This window comes from Sphingomonas sp. RIT328, assembly GCF_000632225.1.
GTDB lineage: Bacteria > Pseudomonadota > Alphaproteobacteria > Sphingomonadales > Sphingomonadaceae > Sphingomonas > Sphingomonas kyungheensis.
The window spans coordinates 59,031-76,635 of the sequence record NZ_JFYV01000045.1 but is presented as its reverse complement, the minus strand read 5'-3'; the positions used below and the strand labels follow the sequence as shown (position 1 = coordinate 76,635).

At 66.5% G+C, this 17,605-nt stretch carries 21 protein-coding genes; 11 read left to right on the top strand and 10 right to left on the bottom strand.

Annotation, left to right across the window (positions count from 1 at the left end; translation table 11 throughout):
• Positions 1 to 48: 48 nt before the first annotated feature.
• Genes BW41_RS20185 through BW41_RS20180 form a run of 5 tightly spaced genes read right to left on the bottom strand, consistent with a single transcriptional unit; the run spans position 49 to position 2,573 of the window.
• A complete protein-coding gene (locus tag BW41_RS20185; protein WP_051583568.1) occupies positions 49 to 582 on the bottom strand; it encodes a hypothetical protein in 534 nt (177 codons plus the stop codon).
• Positions 570 to 1,118, bottom strand: a complete 549-nt coding sequence (locus BW41_RS16070; RefSeq protein ID WP_152542358.1) for a JAB domain-containing protein — start codon at positions 1,116 to 1,118, stop codon at positions 570 to 572. The genes BW41_RS20185 and BW41_RS16070 overlap by 13 nt, the downstream gene beginning before the upstream one ends.
• A gap of 26 nt (positions 1,119 to 1,144) precedes the next feature.
• The gene (locus BW41_RS21085) at positions 1,145 to 1,606 is read right to left on the bottom strand and encodes a hypothetical protein (RefSeq protein WP_037535583.1); all 462 of its coding nucleotides are present in this window, start codon (positions 1,604 to 1,606) and stop codon (positions 1,145 to 1,147) included.
• A 60-nt stretch (positions 1,607 to 1,666) separates the two neighbouring features.
• Positions 1,667 to 2,017, bottom strand: a complete 351-nt coding sequence (locus BW41_RS16060) for a hypothetical protein (RefSeq protein ID WP_037535581.1) — start codon at positions 2,015 to 2,017, stop codon at positions 1,667 to 1,669.
• 34 nt (positions 2,018 to 2,051) lie between these two features.
• Positions 2,052 to 2,573: a helix-turn-helix domain-containing protein gene (locus BW41_RS20180; protein WP_051583565.1), complete on the bottom strand. Its 522-nt coding sequence runs from the start codon at positions 2,571 to 2,573 to the stop codon at positions 2,052 to 2,054.
• 132 nt (positions 2,574 to 2,705) lie between these two features.
• Here BW41_RS20180 and BW41_RS16050 point away from each other — a divergent pair, with 132 nt between their 5' ends.
• The 5 genes from BW41_RS16050 (at position 2,706) to BW41_RS16030 (ending at position 5,711) form a co-directional block, all read left to right on the top strand.
• The gene (locus BW41_RS16050) at positions 2,706 to 3,191 is read left to right on the top strand and encodes a hypothetical protein (protein ID WP_037535579.1); all 486 of its coding nucleotides are present in this window, start codon (positions 2,706 to 2,708) and stop codon (positions 3,189 to 3,191) included.
• A 76-nt stretch (positions 3,192 to 3,267) separates the two neighbouring features.
• On the top strand, positions 3,268 to 3,702 hold the full coding sequence (locus BW41_RS16045; protein WP_327195601.1) for a TIR domain-containing protein: 435 nt from the start codon (positions 3,268 to 3,270) through the stop codon (positions 3,700 to 3,702).
• Positions 3,702 to 4,688, top strand: coding sequence for a caspase family protein (locus tag BW41_RS16040; RefSeq protein WP_200870449.1), 987 nt, complete (start codon positions 3,702 to 3,704; stop codon positions 4,686 to 4,688). Before BW41_RS16045 ends, BW41_RS16040 begins: the two co-directional genes overlap by 1 nt.
• Positions 4,689 to 4,708: 20 nt before the next feature.
• Positions 4,709 to 5,140, top strand: a complete 432-nt coding sequence (locus BW41_RS16035; RefSeq protein ID WP_037535578.1) for a TIR domain-containing protein — start codon at positions 4,709 to 4,711, stop codon at positions 5,138 to 5,140.
• 100 nt (positions 5,141 to 5,240) lie between these two features.
• The gene (locus BW41_RS16030; RefSeq protein ID WP_235199810.1) at positions 5,241 to 5,711 is read left to right on the top strand and encodes a toll/interleukin-1 receptor domain-containing protein; all 471 of its coding nucleotides are present in this window, start codon (positions 5,241 to 5,243) and stop codon (positions 5,709 to 5,711) included.
• A gap of 163 nt (positions 5,712 to 5,874) precedes the next feature.
• Here the strand turns inward: BW41_RS16030 and BW41_RS16025 are convergent, their stop codons facing one another.
• Positions 5,875 to 6,993, bottom strand: coding sequence for a patatin-like phospholipase family protein (locus tag BW41_RS16025; RefSeq protein ID WP_037535574.1), 1,119 nt, complete (start codon positions 6,991 to 6,993; stop codon positions 5,875 to 5,877).
• Positions 6,994 to 7,523: 530 nt separating this feature from the next.
• A complete protein-coding gene (locus tag BW41_RS16020; protein ID WP_037535572.1) occupies positions 7,524 to 8,054 on the bottom strand; it encodes a hypothetical protein in 531 nt (176 codons plus the stop codon).
• A gap of 318 nt (positions 8,055 to 8,372) precedes the next feature.
• Between BW41_RS16020 and BW41_RS22095 the strand changes: the two genes are divergently transcribed.
• From BW41_RS22095 to BW41_RS16000, 3 genes are all read left to right on the top strand, one after another.
• Entirely contained in the window at positions 8,373 to 8,708 is a 336-nt protein-coding gene (locus BW41_RS22095) for a helix-turn-helix domain-containing protein (protein WP_037535570.1), read from the top strand.
• 331 nt (positions 8,709 to 9,039) lie between these two features.
• Positions 9,040 to 10,713, top strand: a complete 1,674-nt coding sequence (locus tag BW41_RS16005; RefSeq protein ID WP_051583563.1) for a hypothetical protein — start codon at positions 9,040 to 9,042, stop codon at positions 10,711 to 10,713.
• A 350-nt stretch (positions 10,714 to 11,063) separates the two neighbouring features.
• Complete coding sequence (locus BW41_RS16000) at positions 11,064 to 11,459, top strand: hypothetical protein (protein ID WP_037535565.1); 396 nt, start codon at positions 11,064 to 11,066, stop codon at positions 11,457 to 11,459.
• An 88-nt stretch (positions 11,460 to 11,547) separates the two neighbouring features.
• Here the strand turns inward: BW41_RS16000 and BW41_RS15995 are convergent, their stop codons facing one another.
• Both BW41_RS15995 and BW41_RS21080 read right to left on the bottom strand, forming a co-directional pair.
• On the bottom strand, positions 11,548 to 12,420 hold the full coding sequence (locus BW41_RS15995; protein WP_152542356.1) for a 3'-5' exonuclease: 873 nt from the start codon (positions 12,418 to 12,420) through the stop codon (positions 11,548 to 11,550).
• A gap of 29 nt (positions 12,421 to 12,449) precedes the next feature.
• Complete coding sequence (locus BW41_RS21080; protein ID WP_152542355.1) at positions 12,450 to 13,178, bottom strand: hypothetical protein; 729 nt, start codon at positions 13,176 to 13,178, stop codon at positions 12,450 to 12,452.
• A gap of 152 nt (positions 13,179 to 13,330) precedes the next feature.
• On the opposite strand from BW41_RS21080, the gene BW41_RS15985 reads away from it, so the two are divergent.
• Both BW41_RS15985 and BW41_RS15980 read left to right on the top strand, forming a co-directional pair.
• Positions 13,331 to 13,603, top strand: a complete 273-nt coding sequence (locus BW41_RS15985; protein WP_051583615.1) for an ArsR/SmtB family transcription factor — start codon at positions 13,331 to 13,333, stop codon at positions 13,601 to 13,603.
• 727 nt (positions 13,604 to 14,330) lie between these two features.
• Positions 14,331 to 15,509 carry a hypothetical protein gene (locus tag BW41_RS15980; RefSeq protein ID WP_037535563.1) on the top strand — a complete coding sequence of 393 codons (1,179 nt, stop codon included), beginning with the start codon at positions 14,331 to 14,333 and terminating at the stop codon, positions 15,507 to 15,509.
• Here the strand turns inward: BW41_RS15980 and BW41_RS15975 are convergent.
• Complete coding sequence (locus tag BW41_RS15975) at positions 15,493 to 16,635, bottom strand: hypothetical protein (RefSeq protein ID WP_037535561.1); 1,143 nt, start codon at positions 16,633 to 16,635, stop codon at positions 15,493 to 15,495. The genes BW41_RS15980 and BW41_RS15975 overlap by 17 nt on opposite strands.
• A 313-nt stretch (positions 16,636 to 16,948) precedes the next feature.
• Here BW41_RS15975 and BW41_RS15970 point away from each other — a divergent pair, with 313 nt between their 5' ends.
• Positions 16,949 to 17,347, top strand: coding sequence for a hypothetical protein (locus BW41_RS15970; protein WP_037535560.1), 399 nt, complete (start codon positions 16,949 to 16,951; stop codon positions 17,345 to 17,347).
• Positions 17,348 to 17,605: the final 258 nt, after the last annotated feature.

The window sequence follows — 17,605 nt, the reverse complement described above, 5'->3', positions numbered from 1 at the left end:
GCGGCATCCCAAACGGCCATTCCAACCGGATCGGCGCGAGTCCGGCCGTCAGCTGGAACGGCGTCCCAATGCCGGAGCGACGGCGGCGTCGACGCTGCTCGGCTCCCAGCGTAGCGAAGACAGATAGCGGCGAATCATAGTGTCGGCTTCCCGCGTGAGCTCCACAAGCCTCATGCGGCCGTCCGTAGGATGCCGCCTGGTCACGACGAGCTCGCGGCGGCGCAACGCGGCGATGCACCTCAGCGTAGTCGTCGCCGGCACGCACGCGCCGATGCTCGCGGCCGATACTGAAACGACGCGACCCTCCGAACTCGCCAGGAAGAGATCGAGTAGAAGGTCCCACGCCGGCTCGACGAACAACGACGCATGCTCGCCGAATGCGTCCGACCGCATCCGGCGCTGCTCGTAGAGCATACGGGCAACCGCCTCTTGGCCGGTATCCTCCGGAAGCGGTAGCACGAAGCGCCGGCGGACGCTCCGGGGAGCGTTCTCCAGGAGGGTGCGCAACCTCGACACGGCTCCGTCGAGCAGCCCGGGCATCCTGTCTAAGCGTTCAGGTGCCAGCTCCTTCACGACCGCCAACCCGTCTCACGCAGACTGCGTGTCCCGTGCTCGGCAACCACCAGATGGTCGAGGACGACGATGCCGAGGGGTGTGCAGGCACGTATCAAAGCGTCGGTCGCCGTGACGTCCGCCGGCGTCGCGACGGGGCTGCCGCTGGGGTGGTTGTGCGCGAGAACGAGTCCGACCGCGCCCAGCTCCAGCGCACGCACGACGATCTCCCGGGCGTAGAACGAAACGGAGTCGACGGTTCCATGGGCGGCCACCTCGTCGGCGAGCAGCCGATGCGCTGCGTCGAGGTACAGGACTCGAAGGGTCTCGCGTCGGCAGAACGCCATCTCGGCGCGAAGATAGTCGAAGACGGCGTCGCGTCCCGACAGCACGCAGAGACCACGGACCCGCCCGCCCAGGACGCAGCGCAGGAAGTCCGCGACCAGCGTCAGCATCTCCGCGAGTCCTGGGTCGCCGACGCACCTGCGCAGCCGCAATCCTCCCGCCGAGCCCAGCACCGCCGCCGCCGAACCGAACTCCTCCATCAGAGCGTCGGCCTTGCACACCGGGTCGTCCAGATCCGCCGCCCTTATCAGTCGCTCCAGGACGGATCGGTCCCATGCCTCCTCATGCGGAGCTGATGGCGCCAAGTCCCGACGGCGAGGACGGCGAGCCCCGGGAGCGCCGGCATGGAAATCATCACCGCGTAGCCCAGACGCAGCAGGTTCGGATTGAGCGCCTTGCCGACATGACCAAGAACGGTCATGCCATGCAGCGCCGCCAGGAGTATCGGCCATCGCCTATCCGCCTTCAGCGCAAGGGCGACCAGCCCTACGAGAAGTAGGACGTCGATCAGTACGACGGAACCCTGGACGGAGCTGTAGCGATGCGCGAAGTCCGTCCGGACGACGAGGGTCCCCACCGCAGCGGCAAGAAGCATTCCCCCCGCAGCTCGCTCTGGTGGGCCGCCCCTCCTTGCCGCGTAGAGGAGCGTGGCCAGCAGGGGCAGCCAGAAGCGCAGCAGCAGCGCAACGAGGCTCAGTCGGATGTCCATGCCCCATGGAGACGGCAGGCACCATGTTCGTCAAGCGCGTCGGAATCGCCAGGCTCCCGATCAGGCCGCCGCCGCGATGGCGCGAGGAAGCGCCGCGAACTTGGCGTCCGGGGGGCACTCGTCGTCGCCGTAGCCGTAGAAGCGGCCTAGCCCGGCCTCGCCGATCAAAGCCGCGAGCTTCGGATGGGCTTCGGCGAAGCACCGCTGCGCCTCGTAGAGGAGAGCGGCGCCCCGCGCGATGTCGGCTATCGGCGCGGCGCCAGTCCCGAGTGGCAGTCCGGCGTCGGCGCGCGCGCGCTGCATCTCAAGGATGCATTCGCTTGCCCGCTGCGCCAGCAGGTCGGTATCGCGCTTGAGGGGCAGGTAGGCGTCGCGGACGCTATGCGCTGCCGCCAGTCGATCGTTGAGCATGGTCGTCTCCTCGCCCGGCGGCGAGGTGCCGGGCTCATTCCGTTCGTTGCTTCATCACCATCCGCGCAACGTCCTGCACCGCCGCCGACAACGGGATCGACGCGATGCCCGCGACCACAAGAGCCAGCAGGCAGAACGCGATGAGGGCCATCCGATTGAGCGCCGACAACCGGGTTCGACCGGCCGTCGCCTGCTCCGTCACATGCCGCGCCGAGACCTTTTCGAAGGCCGGTCGCGCGTCGCCCATCATCAGCGGTTGGGAACCCGCCGCGATCGGCTGGTCCGACGCATCGACTACGGCGGGCTCCATCGGTTCGGCGATCGTCAGCCCTCGACTAGTCAGCGATTGACGAGCCTCGTGCTCCTTCAGCAATCGCGCCGCCGTGAAGCGGCTGACGCCGCCAAGCTTTGCGCGTGCCGATCGCAGGTGGGTCTCCACCGTTGGCACGGCGATGCCCAGCGTCGCGGCAATCACTGCACTCTTCCTGTCCGGCGCGACCAGTCTCAGGCACTCGCGCTCCTTGGGCGTCAACGAATCGAGAGGGTTGGGTTCCATCGGGGGCCCTGTACCTCACATCGACGAAGCGACGCCACGAGTGCGGTCCGTCGCGGGTGCCTGCCCGTTGCGGGAAAGCTTACGACCCTCGACCGTTGAGGCCATCAAACAGACGGCGGAGCGGAGGCGGCGATGAAGATCGGAGTGAGCGGGCATCAGGAAAGGGAGGGCGCGGACTGGCGGTGGACTGCCGACGCGATCAAATCGCTGCTCGGCGAAGTCCCCGACCGCGTCGAGGGCTGGTCGTCCCTGGCGGTCGGCGCCGACCAGATCTTCGCGGAGAAGGTGCTCGAGGCGGGTGGCACCATCGTCACGGTGGTGCCGGGAGAATGGTATGAGCAGTGCTACGAAGGGGACGAGGCGCTGGAGACATACCGCCGCCTTCTGGGGCGGGGGCGCACAATCCCGCTGAATGGGGCAGAAGGCGAGGAGGCATTTCTGCAGGCCGGCCTCAGGATAGCCCAGGAGGTGGACCTCCTCTTCGCCGTCTGGGACGGCAAACCTGCCCGTGGCAGGGGCGGGACAGGGGACATCGTCGAGCATGCGCGGCTGCTCGGCAAGCCGATCCGGCAGATCGATCCGGTCCGGCGCGAGCTGCGCGAACTCTCTCCGGACTAGGAGGGTCGGGGAAGCCGGTCCCGCCGGATCGGATGAAAAAAGCACGTCGCCTCTCGGGTTCGGCTGGTTGACGCTGATGGGTGCGCACCTAGCTTCGCTGCTCGACGATCTCGGGGGCGACATGGCCAAGACCAGAATGTTCATCAGCTTCGACTACGACCACGACGACGCTTTGAAGACGCTCCTCGTAGGGCAGGCCAAGAACCCCGACAGCCCGTTCGAGCTCGCCGACTGGTCCATCAAGGAGCACATTGACGGCGATTGGAAGGCCAAGGCGCGGACCCGGATCCGTGCGGTGGACGTGGTGTGCGTCATCTGCGGCGGGCAGACCGACACGGCGGCCGGCGTCAGCGCCGAGCTCGAGATCGCAAAGGAGGAGGGCAAGCCCCACTTCCTGCTCAACGGGTACTCGGGCAAGGAGGGGAAGAAGCCGAAGGCCGCGACCGCCGTCGACAAGGTCTACGAATGGACCTGGGAGAACCTGAAGCAGCTCGTCGGCGGAGCGCGCTGATGATCAAGCGGGCCCTCGTCGTCGGAATCGACCATTACGGCGACGCTCCGCTGGAAGGTTGCGTCAACGACGCGAACGCCATCACCCAGGTGCTGGAGTCCAACGGGGACGGATCGCCGAACTTCGAGGTTAAGACGCTCACCAGCGACGTCCGCCAGGTCACGAACGCCGTGCTGCAAGACGCGATAGGTGAGCTCTTCCGGGCCGAGGCGGACATCGCGCTCCTGTATTTCGCCGGTCACGGGATCCTGAATCCCGAGACCAACGCCGGCTACGTCGTAGGGCAGGATGGGAAGAAAGGCTCCTGGGGCGTCGGCATGGCCGAGATCCTCAATCTCGCCAACGAAGCCCATCCTCGCATCAAGTCGAGCGTGATCGTCCTCGATAGCTGCCATTCCGGCTATGCCGGGGAGGTGGCCGGCCTCGGCAGGGCAAACGCCTCGGTGATCGGGACCGGCGTCACGATCCTCACGGCGACGCATCGCGACGGAGAGGCGGACGACGGTCCGCATGGGCTGTTCACCGAAATCCTCCTCGACGGCCTGAGGGGCGGCTGTTCCGACATCCGAGGGAACGTCACGCCCGCGGCTCTGTACTCGCACGTGGATCAGACCCTCGGCGCCTGGGAGCAGCGCCCGATCTACAAGGCCAACGTCCAGACCTTCATCGAGCTCCGCCAGGTCACGCCGAAGGTGCCGGACGACGTCCTCCGGCGCCTGCCGGAATACTTCCCGGAGCGGGCGAGCGTCTTCGCGCTCGATCCATCCTACGAGGAAGACCGGACGAACGCTCCGCAGCTCGCGCACGTGCCGGTCGATCCCGATCACGTGAGAATCTTCAAGGAGCTGCAGAAGTGCAACCGGCACGGTCTCGTCGTGCCCGTCGACGAGGAATTCATGTACTATGCGGCCATCAACTCGACCGGCTGCAGACTGACCGCCATGGGCGCGCACTACCGCAAGCTCGCCAAGTTGCGCCGCATCTGAGCTGAAGAAGGTCCGAAACGTTGAGCGTCCATCAAATCCACGTCTTCATCAGCCATTCGTGGAGCTACTCGGGGCATTACGACACGCTCGCCGGCTGGATATTCGGCCAGTCCTGGCGGGCAGGCTCCGCCTCCATGCTCCTGCACAACTATTCGGTCCCACGCACGAACCCCATCCTCAACGCCTCGAACGATCGGCAGCTAAGAGAAGCCATCCACAACCAGATCCGACGCAGCCACGTGATCGTGATCCCGACCGGGATGTATGCCCAATACAGCAAGTGGATAGGCAAGGAGATCAACGGCTCGGCCATCTACGACAAGCCCATCCTCGCCGTTAATCCCCGTGCGCAGCTGCGCACGTCCTCCGTGGTCCAGAATGCCGCCGCGAAGTGCGTGGGCTGGAGTTCGCGGTCGGTCGTGGAGGGGATCTGGGAGCTGTACTACCGATGAGCCGACCCGCAGCCTCGTGGAGCTCAGGCGGAACCCGCGATCCCCTCGGAACGCCACGGGACCCGCATGCCCCAATTACAACAGGAGATCAGGCTTGAAGGTGTTCCTTTCCCACCAGCGCCACGATTCCCACATCGCAGGCCACGTCGCCTTCCGGCTTAGATCCCTGCACATGATCGACTGCTACCTGGACGTGATCGACCCGTACGTCGGGGGCCCGGTGGAGACGCTTGCAGACCACATCCGAGAGGAGATGGGCAAGTGCACCCAGCTTCTCGCAATCGTCTCCGCCTCGACCTCCACGTCGCAGTGGGTGCCTTGGGAGATCGGCGTCGCCACCGAAAAGAGCTTTCCTCTCGCCACGTATTCCGGTCAGAACCATCTGCCGCCGGAGTTTCTGCGCAAGTGGCCGTACCTGCGCAGCGATGCGGATCTCGACGAATACGCCAGGGTCAGCAAGCGGACGGAGCGTACGCTCTTGGAGAAGCGCGCGAGGTTCGGCGAGAGCGTCGCCCGGCGCTCGGCGACCGGCGACTTCTACAGCGAGCTCAGAGCTGCACTTCGGCAGTGACCGGCGAGCCATCACCTGTGCCTCCCAAATCGGGACGACCGGCTCATGTACGCTAGGCATGCTCGTCAGAGTCAAGGAAGGGTACCTGCAAACGGCGATCCCGATCATACGGTTGGAATACGGACGGGGCGCTGAAGCCGAGCACGAAGACGGTCGACAAGCCCTAGATCGCCTCGCTCGGAAACGGAAAGCGCTCCGCCGGTCGCGCATCGGTCACAACGTGAGCGCGAAGAGCGGCGTCGGTGATCGCATAGCCCCAATTGACAACCCGGCGCGTGAGCTCGTCGGGCATACGCTTCAAGCGGGTCGGCAGCGCCGCGAGAGATGCGCATGCCGCGGGCGGACATGCAAGTGTCATGGGCACCCCGTAGTCAGCGGGGTCGGTACGCATCCCCCAATAGCAACCGTCACGCGAGCCGTCACGATAGGCCTGGATCAGCTGGCGTTTGCGAAGCGCGCGAACCTGGCCATCGACCACGTCGAGCACCCGCTTGGCCTGCTGAGCCCAGTCCGAAGGTGGCGACGGATCGTCCCCTGCGACGCCGCCGCCGTCCGAAACCAGAAGCGTCCGACAGCGCTTCCACGCGGTCTCCAGCCCGAGATTGTCGTAGACGCCACCATCCGTGAGCGACACGTCCTGTCTAAACTCGTCACCGAGGCCGGGTTCGACCAAGTCGAAGTCGGAGGGCGAGACGTCGAGCACATAGGGCGAAAGCACCGGCGGGAAGGCTGACGAGGCGGCGACCGCGTCCGCAAGGCGGAGCTTTGGCCGTTCGATCGACCCGACGCGCCAGTCTCGCATGTAGGGCTTCGAGAAACGCCATAGGGTCCCGGTCTCGAGGTTCGTCGCGTTGATCACGAACCGAGGCCTATCAGGCAGCGACTGCAGCGTGGCGCCACCGAAAAGCGCCTCGTCGTACACGTCGGCGACCCACTGGCTGATCGTCCCTGGTAGAAGGGCGCCTCCGATGATCGCGCCCCTGTCGATCGTCCGGGCCGCCAGCTTCAGCACGGGCTCGGCGACGAGATCCGCGAACGAACCGCCCTCCTCGAGATCCGTCCACGCCATCGCGAGAACCGCAGCCGTAATCGACCCACCTGACACCGATGAGACCCTGTCGACGCTCGACAGCACGCCCAGCTCATGCATCCGCCAGAGCGCGCCGACGTGGAACGTCATCGCCCGGTATCCGCCCCCTGACAGACAGACCGCCGTGCCGGCAGCAGGGGGCGTACCGCCTTCGTCGACCACGGGAACAGCGCGGTTCTGCGCCTTCGTCATTTCTCGTTCTCCCACCGCCGACATCGTCCGTGGCAGCATCGAGATCATGAGCGGCACAACGGGGGGGACGCAATGTCTGAACGAGCCGGATCGGCGCAATTGCATGGTCCCGGCGCCGGCGAGGCCTTCGGTAGCATTTCTGGTATGCCGCCCTACGGATGGCGTGGTTTCATAACCGGCGTGCAGGACGTCGGACCGGCCGCCGTCGCCCGCAGACGAAAGCCCTTTTCGATAGATGTAAGGCCTTTCCCGCAAGACGGTCGAAGGCTCGTGGCACGAGTGCAAGAGGCCCAGGCTGCGCCTGCTGCCCCAAGAAGCGCGCCGCCGACCAGAACCTATACAAGCCCTCTGCCAGCGGATGCATGCTCGTCTCGTCGGCAGGCGGCTTCGGCTGTCCAAGCGTGTCGCCGGCCGAGGGCCGCATCTTACCGCCGCTGAGTCCTGACATAACGGGACTTTCGAGGGACCGCCTTACGGGTGGGAGCTCAACGGGCGACAAGCTCGGAGCTGAGGCCGATGACGCCCACCCATCAGTTCGGCAGCGTCTTCGGAGCTGCCGGACCCGCCGCTCCGTCGGCTCGCGCCACGGTGACCGCCCACTGCCGGATTACAGTCCGACGCCGCCGATGATCAAGACGAGCGCCATGCCAGATCTCCTTGGCTGCTTCGTCCCAGCCGTTCGGACCTGTCGTCCGTCGCAGTTCTGCCGGCGTCATCGAGAAGCTCGAGGGATACATGCGGGTGGTCCGGCCACGGTACCTCCTGTCCTTGCCTCTGCCGTCGCCATGGTTGCATTCCTCGCATATCCACGCCGGTGCGAAGCGGACGAGGCTCAGCCGCCGCAGATCCGCGGCATGCATCTGCCAGATCTGACCGTGGCGGCCCTCCAAACCCTTCGCTTTCAAGAGTCTGAGAAGCTCGGCGCGCGCGAAGTTCGCGAGATGATCGTGATGCAGCACGAGGCGCACCTCAGGCACCCGCCCGCAAGTCGGGGTGGAGCAGCGATCGCCCTTGAGGCCAGCCCAGGCCACGTGGAGGGTCTTCGATGGAATGCCGGACATGCGGCGGATCATCGACCCGATAGATTAAGACGTCATGACCATCCGACGGACCGACCGAGCGTGCACGGGTCGGGCGAGAGAGGACGTGCGAGCCGCTGCTGGCTGGTCCGAGCCTGAACGCACGTCGGGATCAACTTCGGCCCGAACGGATATCCTCGGCGGTCGTGATCGATGCGCGCCTTCCGGATCAATCCTGAGAAGGTAGCTGGGGTGGCGCACGACGAGCCTCGTGCGGAGGTCGCTACGACGGTGGCAACGCCGGAATAAAGAAGTAAAGGCTACTTGAATATTCATAAATATTCATGCATATTTTCTCGAATGGTTCTTCGAAGTGGCAGGGAGCTGGTGCGGCTCGTGGAGATGCGTCGTAGGAAGCTGGGTCTGACGCAGATGCAGGTCAGCCGCGCCTGCGGCATCAGCCAAGGGCACTACAGCAAGCTGCTCAACGAGGAGGTTCCCGTCGGAGTACGGTGCGCCACAGCGCTGGCGACGTGGCTGGATGATCGGCACGCACGCGTCGCCGCGTCGAGGCCCGTCCGCGACGCGCGCGTCGCGCGTCTCCTCGAAGCGATCGCAGGCGACATCTCAAGATTGACCTCCCTCCTGACCGAACCAGACGGCGGCGATGGTCGAGAAGGGCGCGGGAGATCGTGACGGGCAACCGTCCTGTCGGTTTCGGGACGAATCGGCCCTGGGAGCCTGGCTTGTCGGGGGCAGCGACGTCGGCTATGGCGTCGCCGCACCCTGCCGATGGAATCGGAAGGTATCTCGCATGAGCAAGAGGACATCCTTGGCGAAGAAGAGCGTTAGGACGGGTGCGAACAGCTCGTCGGGCACCATAGTGGCCGACTCTCGCAAAGGCGTCATCAATCCGGGGCCGTCCAAGCAGGCTCGCGAACGGATCAAGATGCTCGAGGAGTCGTCGCACAGGGCCGAGCACCGGCTCGGGATGATCCGCCTCTCCTGAGGCCGGATCTGACGACCCGTGCGCGCGGAATTCGACTACTCCGACCTGAAGTCGGACCGCAACTGGGACGATCTGCGGAAGGATCTCGACCGCAACGGAGAAAGCCGCGTCCTGCCCCAGCTCCTCCGGACCTTCCGCGAATGCGGCGCGGTTCAGTGCCTCGAGGAGACTGCGTATATCGACCGCGACTTCTCGGACGCATTCGCCAACTTCTACTCGACGCTCTACCGCCAGAGGCCGCGGTTCTGCCGCCGGATCCACTTCTTCGCCGTCGACGTGGGTCCCGCCCTGTCCGCCCCGACGAAGGGGGAGACTGCGCGTGAGCTCGAGGCAGCGACCGAGCATTATCTCGGCCACATAGTCATCCGCCCCTTGGGGCACGCGCCCGTCGGCAGCGCGATCGTGTCGACGAGCCACTTCGAAAAGCCGGGAACCGAGATCGCCGTCCGATCGGATTTTCGGGTCCACGTCCTGGGCGCCGAGCTGGTCGTGAAGGGCGTCCCCGTGACGGAGCAGGACAAGCGGACGGGCGCCTGCGCACAAGCCACCATCTGGACCGCCGGAAGGCACTTCCACAATCGATACGCGATGCCCTGGTTCTCGATCACGGACATCACCGAGGCCGCGCTCACGCCGACCGACTCCTTCCTCGCACGCTCGCTGCCGGCAGGCTCCGACTACCTCACCGACGACAACATGGTGCGGGCGCTTCGTGCGATGGGCGAATTCCCGATCTTTTACGGCAGCGACGGGGAGACGGGCTGGGACGAACATCCGCGACGCAAGATCACCCGGTACCTGGATTCGGGTATTCCGGTGATCGTCGGACTGCGCAGGGGGGAGGGCGTCGGTCATGCCGTGATCGCGGTCGGGACTCGGCTGGGCGGCACGCATGCCGGATCAAGCCCGAAGTACGGCGCGACGACCGGCGATCGCGTCGAACACATCCTCGTGCACGACGATCAGCGCGGCGTCTATCTCCCATTGGCCGTCGGCAAGCAGTCGACCTCGAATGCCGCCCCCTGCGGAGAAGACCGAGGGCCCGACGACTATACCCTGGACGACGCGCTGTTCCTGATCGTCCCGCTCCCAAACAAGGTATTCATCAAGGCAGAGGTGGCGGAGACGCTCGCGCGGGACAAGGTGTCGCGCGTCGCCAAGAATCGCGCGCAGCACCTGAGGGACGAGCATCCCGGGCTCTCCCTCGAGGATTGGGCCGTGGATCCGGCATTCTACGCGACGGCAGCGAACGACCTCGTCGCGAGGACGTATCTGACGCTCGGCTGGAAGTACAAGCGGCGGCTGATGCGCAACATGGTCGACGAGGAGCTGAAGAACGAGGTCTCCGGCATGCAACTGCCCCGATACGTCTGGGTCACCGAGTTTTCGCTCAAGGACGACGTGGCCGATACGGATCCCTGCAGGCGTCGTGTTCGCTCGCACGTCCTGATCGACGCGACCGGCAGCGGCTATGAGGATCCAGTGCTCGTCACGCATCTACCTGGCATCATCCTCGCCGAGACGTTCGATCCAGCCGAACCGGGATCGCCCACCCGGACCAAGCTGCACGTGCTGCTCGAAGACGCACCATACTTTCCGAAGGTGCGAGGCTGGGGCGACTACGACACCTGCGCAGTCGACCCCGCGCCGGGTCCCACCGCCGCGAACGACGGTGATCTGAAGGCGGCGTAACCTCTTCGACGCCGGCTCTCGCGCCGACGTCGAGCGAGCCGGCGATCGTCCGGACGAGTTCAAAACCACCGAGCAACACGGGTGCGGCGGTGCTCGGCGGCACACGTTCCTCCGCAATGGTCACGGTGGACGGCTCCATGCAATGGATAGGTCCCCATGAAGCCGTTCGATGACGGCTCGAGAACCTGATCGGCGCCCGGTGCGCCTCCGATCCCCTCTGTAGGAGCGACCGTATCGCGCTAGACAGAAACCCGAATGGATGACGACGACGTCAGTGCCACGGAAGGTTTGTCAGGGATGAACGGCGCGCGGCGCGATGTCGCCCATTCGACGATGAAAGGAGATCGAAAGTGAAGTATCCCGAGGTGCGATACGTTCGCACGGAGCAGCCCGCATATCTCGAGCTGCACTGCTACGACGGCACCTATCGCGGCGTGATCTTCGAAACCGATGCCGCCGCCGCGGTCGCCCTCCGCCCCGGCCGAGCCGAACTGGACTGCGGCGCGGTGCTCAAGGGCTTCCTGCCCCTCGGCGCCAGGCTCGTCTCCCGTCCGGGCGTGGTCCTCGCGGCGTTCCACGGCGACGACATGGCCCTGAAGGCGGCAGAGGCGCGGGCCGCTGACGCTCCCTACGTGACCGCCGAAAGCGACGAGGCGGCGCGACTGGCGGATGTCGCCGGCTCGTCCCGCTACGACCTGCTCGCCGGCTTCGGCCCCCAGCCGTCGCCATCGAGGGCGACGCACTGATTGGACCCAAGCGGGTCGGCGTCTAGCGTCGGACTGTCCTTGCCGTGTTCACCCTCACGGGCGACCGGGCGCTTGTGGCTCTGACCTGTCAGGGTGTCGCGGCGTACCGCTCCTTCCAGGTCATTCCCCTGACGACGGGGCTGTGCAGGCCGCCGTAGACGTGGTCGATCGCCCAGTCCTGCTCCGCCTGGCCGTCGGCATCGGCGACCGTCCGCCACCAGGTGCGGCGATCGGCATCCCAGCGATAGCCTCGCGCCTTGAGGGCGCCCCTGGCGGACATCGGGGCACCCACCGCCTCGACGATCCAGGTCGGCCGGGCGGCGTTGACGAGCAGCTCCTTCATGACCGTCCCGCCGCCATCGAGGCGATGGTCGAGAAGGTGCAGGAGCGCGTTGACGTCGCCGGCGGCGCGGTGCGCCTCGAAGAACCATCCGCACTGCAGCAGGAGCTGCGTCAGCGAACGCCCGTCGAAGCCGTGCGCCTTCCAGTCCAGATCGTTCAGGCTGCAGATCCACGGCAGCGGGGGAAGGTCGAAGCGCATGTCCACGAAGGGGCGGTCGAACGCCGCGTTGTGGCTGAGGAGGAGGTCGGCCGTCGTCAGCTCGCCGTACGCCTCGCCCTCCGAGATCGACCGGCCGGCGACGTCGGCGTCGGTGATGCCGGTGACCTTCACGATCTCGGGCGGGATCGGCATGCCGGGATCCTCCAGCCAGCTGTTGTTGCGGCCGGTCGAGACGATGCGGCCGTGAGCGTTGATGCGGACCGTCTGCAGCGACAGCTCGATGATCCGATCGGTCCGGTGGTCCAGCCCCATCGTCTCCACGTCGAGCACGCAGACGCTGAGCTCGCCCGTCCGCGCGTAGCCCGCCTCGCGGCGCTCCATGCGGCCGACGCGCCGGAGGACCCGGTAGTCGGGATGGCGATCTAGCGCGCGGGCGAGGGTGCCGATCGGGACGGGCACGCTCGCGACGTCCTCGGGGGGAGGGGGCCTCACGCCGCGAACCGCTGCTCGACCTGCAAGTCGAGCCCCAGTCCGAGGTCGACGCCCGGATCGCGCGCCACAGTCGCCAGCATGCGGCGCACCGCGTCCGACAGCAGCGTCTTGGTGACCGCGCCGTCCGGATCGAAGCCCTCCTGGACGACGGCCGCCGCCCCGAGGGCCTCGCCGTAGCGGACGCTGAGCCGCCGACGGAATACCTCCTCGTCGGGGGCGACCGTCGCGCAGAACGCCTGCAGGCAGCGGCCGCCCGCTCCCACCCGACCCTCGACGGTGCCGGTGAACAGCCGCTCCGAACCCCGCGACGCCTGCGGGGCATGCGACGGCGTCTCCTCGCCCATGACGTCCTCATCGTCGTCCACTTCCATGGCGAGCAGGGCGTCGATGTCGTCGCCATCGGCGTCCAGTCCGAGCGATAGCCCGTGGAGCAGGGTCGCCCGGACGAAGGCGTCACGCTCCTGGCAGGCGTCGAGAGCGCACGCGCCGCCGAAGAGGCCGCGCGGAGCGAGAAGCCAGGCCACCGGATCGTGGGGGATCGCCTCCCGGGCGAACCGCGCGCCGACGTCGGCGGCGACGATGGCGAGACGCTGGAGGCGTCGGGCGGTGGTTGGGACGACCAGGTCGTCCGGGTGGTCGCAGGCCAGCGGATCGGCGATCGGGCCGGCTTCGCGCGACATGAGGCCTGGCAAGGCGCATGGGACATCGACGGTCTGAAGCGTCATGATGGTTCTCCTCGGCCCCCGCGTCGGCGGGCTAGCCTCGACGCCCACATAGTCGTGTATGTTTGATAATACAACAACTATCATAATAACTTTTGTCGTCAGTGCGTCGATCCGTCGTTGCCGCCACCAATCGGTTTCATTATATGAAAACCATGGAAACCAAGCCGGCCGTCAGCACTCTTGCCGCTCTCGCCCACGACGTGCGTCTCACGGTATACCGGATGCTCGTCGAGGCCGGAGACGACGGCATGGCCGCGGGCGAGATCAGCGACCGCATCGGCATGCACAAGGCGACGCTCTCCAACCACCTGAAGATCCTGCTCGCCGCCGGCGTCGTCGATCAGGAGCGCCGGAGCCGCTCCCTCATCTATCGGGCAAGGCCGGAGCGGGTGGTCGCCCTGTCGCGTCTGTTGGTCGAAGGCTGAGCGCATATCCCACGATGGCGACGCATCGCGCCGCCCCCCAACGGCGTGCAGACTAGTGCGGCTCATCGGTCCCGGAGCGAGGCACCGTTCTGCTTCGTCCCTGACGACCGCCTGTCCGCCTACTCCCGCCGCCGGTGGACCCGGCCATGTAGTCGCGGCTGCGCAGTATGCGTGGATGTATCTCAGGACACGTAGCGACCGTCCTCGCGCCGGCGACATTCGACACGTCGACCTGCGGTCGACGGCTGGCGGCGAGGCGACCCGAAGGGCCCTTCGTCGATTATTGAGAGCACCCGCCCGTGGCGCTGAAAGCGACTTCCGCGCCGCAGCCGAGCGGCGCGAAGCCATTCGGAGCTGGCCCCTGCCGGAAGGCTCCGCAAAGCCGCTCATACGGCTCCGGGCAGCAATTGAAAGCCGATGCGCGAGATCGCAGGTACGGTCCAAGCGGCTCAGCCAACGCAAGGCAGCCGCCGCCGCAGGAGCCACATGCGTGTCCGATGTGATCATCGCGACGATCCGAACTGCCAGTCGGCGGGCCCGTCGCGCCTCTGCCCCGATTCAGGCACGATGACCCGCGCTGCCGCTCTTGAAGACGTGCGAGAATGCGATCGGTCGGACGGCGGTGCCTTGCGCCTCAAGTGGCGCCGTCGCCAAACCGTGGCTTCGGCCGAGAGGCGGCCGGCAGCGCGATCGAGGCCGCCCGTCGTCGGCGGGGGAGCAATTCGGCGTGGGGGCTTTTCGAAGTCTGGTCGCAACACAGGCCCGACAGACCGTCCTCGCGCCGGTCGTCATCTATGACGAGAAGTTGTTCGCGAGCGGAAGCTCTGCGTTGGGAGGAATACAGGTGGACGAAGTGGATCTCACGGGAGTGTTCCCGTCTCGGCGTGAGGAGATCCGCCGGAGGGTCGGCCTGATCAGGCGCTACCTTGAAATAGCGAGACCAAGCCTCGACGACGACCGACGGCTGGCCGACGAACTCGGTCTCAGCATACAGGGGTCTCTGCGCCTGGTGGCCGCATGGCGTCAGCACGGGCGGGCGGCGGCCCTGCCTGGCGCCCGGCATGCCTTCCGACTGCCGCACCGGCTGAACCCGAGCATCGATCCCGTCGTGGAGACGACGATAGACGAGGCGATCGACAGCATGGGCCTGCAGGTGAGGCCGGCGGATCTCGTCCGTGCCGTCGCCGACAGGTGTGAGGAGATCGGAAGGCCGAGGCCGGCCGACCAGACGATCGCGGCGAGGCTGATGCGACGGCGTCACGAGGAGATCCCGATGGCCGGCGACACGCCGACCTCCCTGGTCCTCGATCACACCGCCGTGTCGCTGCCAGTTCTCGACGACGCCGGCCGCCGCCGCCTTCCGATCCTGACGTTCGCCGCCCTGATGCCGTCCGGTTTCGTCGTCGGACATGAACTGACGATGCAGAGGCCTAATCCGCAAGTCACCGCCAGCGTCCTTTTTCAGGCCTTGGAAGCTGAAGGCGGGGCTAGGGTACGCCTCGAGATGGCAGCCGACGCGACCCCGGGATGGCTCCACCTTCTCGGCGTCCTCGCCACCGCCGGCGTCGAGCGGATCGGAAGGAGCGCGGCGCCCGTGCCCTCCATCGGTGCCGCGCGCGTGGTGTTCGGCGACGCGATCTCGGAGGTGCGGATCCGTCCTCGGCATACCCATCGACCCGCCTCCATCGGCAAGACGGTGAGGGAGGGGAGGATGCAGCCCTTCGTTCTGGGGGACGCCAGATCGGCCATGGAAGACGCGATCGCCGTCCACAACGGATTGCGGACGCCCGCTCCGTTCCATGTCGTCGAAGGCGGTAAGCTGCCTCTCCTGCTGAAGAGCCTAACGGCGCTCGCGCAGATGCCGCCGGAAAGGCCGCGTCATCGCAGGCCTACGGAGTTCGTGTGATCCCAAGGACCTTCCTCAGCACGGCGCGCGCGGCCCGGTCCCTGACGTCGTCGCTGAGTCCAAGCGTGGCGCGCACGTCCTTTACGTAGTCGTCCATCGACGCAGACAGAAGAGCTTTCGCAGCGTCCGCCGTCACGCGACGTTCCCCGCGAGCACTATTGGTCCGCGCCTCCCCGCCGTTACCCGACGCGTAGCCGTCTCCTCGCTTGGCGTCGGATCGGCGACGCGGTCGACCTAGCCTCAGGCCGCCCAGCCAGCCGTCCGTCGCCTTGGCAAGCGCCCTGCCGCGCGGGCGCTTGGTGTGGGGACTTATCGACAAGTCGGGGTAGGAGATCCAGTTCGCAAAGCGGAGCTTGGCAACCGCAGCGAAGGCGAAGCGAGAGGTTTCGGTACCGGAGGGAAGTTGCAGGTCGAAGCTTCGAAGTTTCGGCGCGATTTCGAATATTCCCAACGGAAGATCGTCGAGGCGCCGATCGGCGTCCCTGATCGCCGCCGCGTAGGCGTGCTCCGCGGCGTGCTCGAGCAGTCCCGCCCCCAGCACCAGCCGCGCGCCCACGTCCACGACACAGACGACGGCATAGGGAAGGCCGCCTGGATCGAGGAGATCGATCAGGCTGAGGTCTAGCGAGAGCTCCCTTCCGACGACCCGATCCGTCGAGCTGGAACGACGAACATCGTCGATCCACGCAAGAACCGTCGTCTTGGCGAGGCCGACCGGAAACCGTTCTTTGATCAACCGCAAAACGTCGTTGGTGCCGAGCGTAGGATCGGCCAGCTGAACCTCTATGGCTTCCACGACGGCCTGCTTGAACTCGGCGCCCCTCTTCGACGCTCGCGTCTTCACCGGCTGCAGTCCCATGCCGAGGCTTAGCACGCTGGGGACGGCACGCCATCGATCGCGCATTGCAAAGAATGCGCTCCTAGCCATGCCGACCGCCGCCGCGGCTTCCGCCATCGACCGGCCTCCGCCACGTTCCAGGTCGAGAACGGCTTCCAACCTCCTGCGTGCCTTCTCCCTCTCGTCAGGTCCAAGCGTCTCCCACAACGCCCGCTCGTGAGGAAGCACCCCTAGCCAGTCGAGCGTCGGGATGTCGCCGAAGTCCGAAGCGTGCGTCTCCCCCGTCATGCTGCACCGATAGCCTTTGAACGCCGCATATGCACCCGCTGGATCGTGCGCACAGACTCACCCTTGACATAATTCGCAACCATTATCATTTAGGTAGCGATAAGAGTAGGACTGCTACTTCGGTTCAGTTCCCAGCCCACGAACGACGCGAGGTCAGAAGATGCATGGAAGCGATGACGCCAAATCGAGGATGGACGCGTTGCGAGGGCTTCGGAGCGATCCATCCGAGCGCGCCGCCGGTGCGGTTCCGCGGACGTCGCCATGCCGGTCGGCAGCCATCGAATGGCCGGAAGCCGGCGCGACGAAGACGATCATGAACAACCGCGTGGAGGCCGTGGCCGTCAAGGACGCGGCACCCTTCTTCAAAATCGAGCGGGCGAAGGAGGTTGATGCCGCCGGCGGGGTCGCGGCGGACATCGACGCCGTCGCGCCGTATCAGGCCGTCTGCCTCAAGTCGGCGATCCGAGACTGGGGGCGGAAGCGTCTCGAACGGCGGCGTGGCAAGATGTCGGCGACCCTCGTCGGCCGCATGGGCGACGGTCGATACGTCTTCGCCCTTGAAGGGCGTCGGATCGGCCAGCGTCGGGCTCCGGTCAGGCTGGTCGCGGTGCCGGGGTCCGATGCGGAGCCTGCGGCCATCACGAGGATGTTCGACGGCCGCCTTGGTTCGACCTCGACCCGCATACCGGAGGGCGACCCGCTGGTCCGCTAGCGGGTCTGAGGCGATGGTCCATCGACGCACGCACGGCCGGTGCCGATCGCGACCCGACGTTCCCGCATCACTCGTGCGACGGCGCCAGCGGTGCGGGCCCCAGGCGAGGGACCGCGGACGCGCCTTCCATCGATGTGCGGCTCGGCGGAACATCCGACCGCCTCCCGGTGCATCTGTAACCACGAGCAGCGCCCCAGACCAGGACGAAGAGGGCCCCTATTGGGGCGTTTCGCACGGGCGCCGGGCGGGGACCACCGA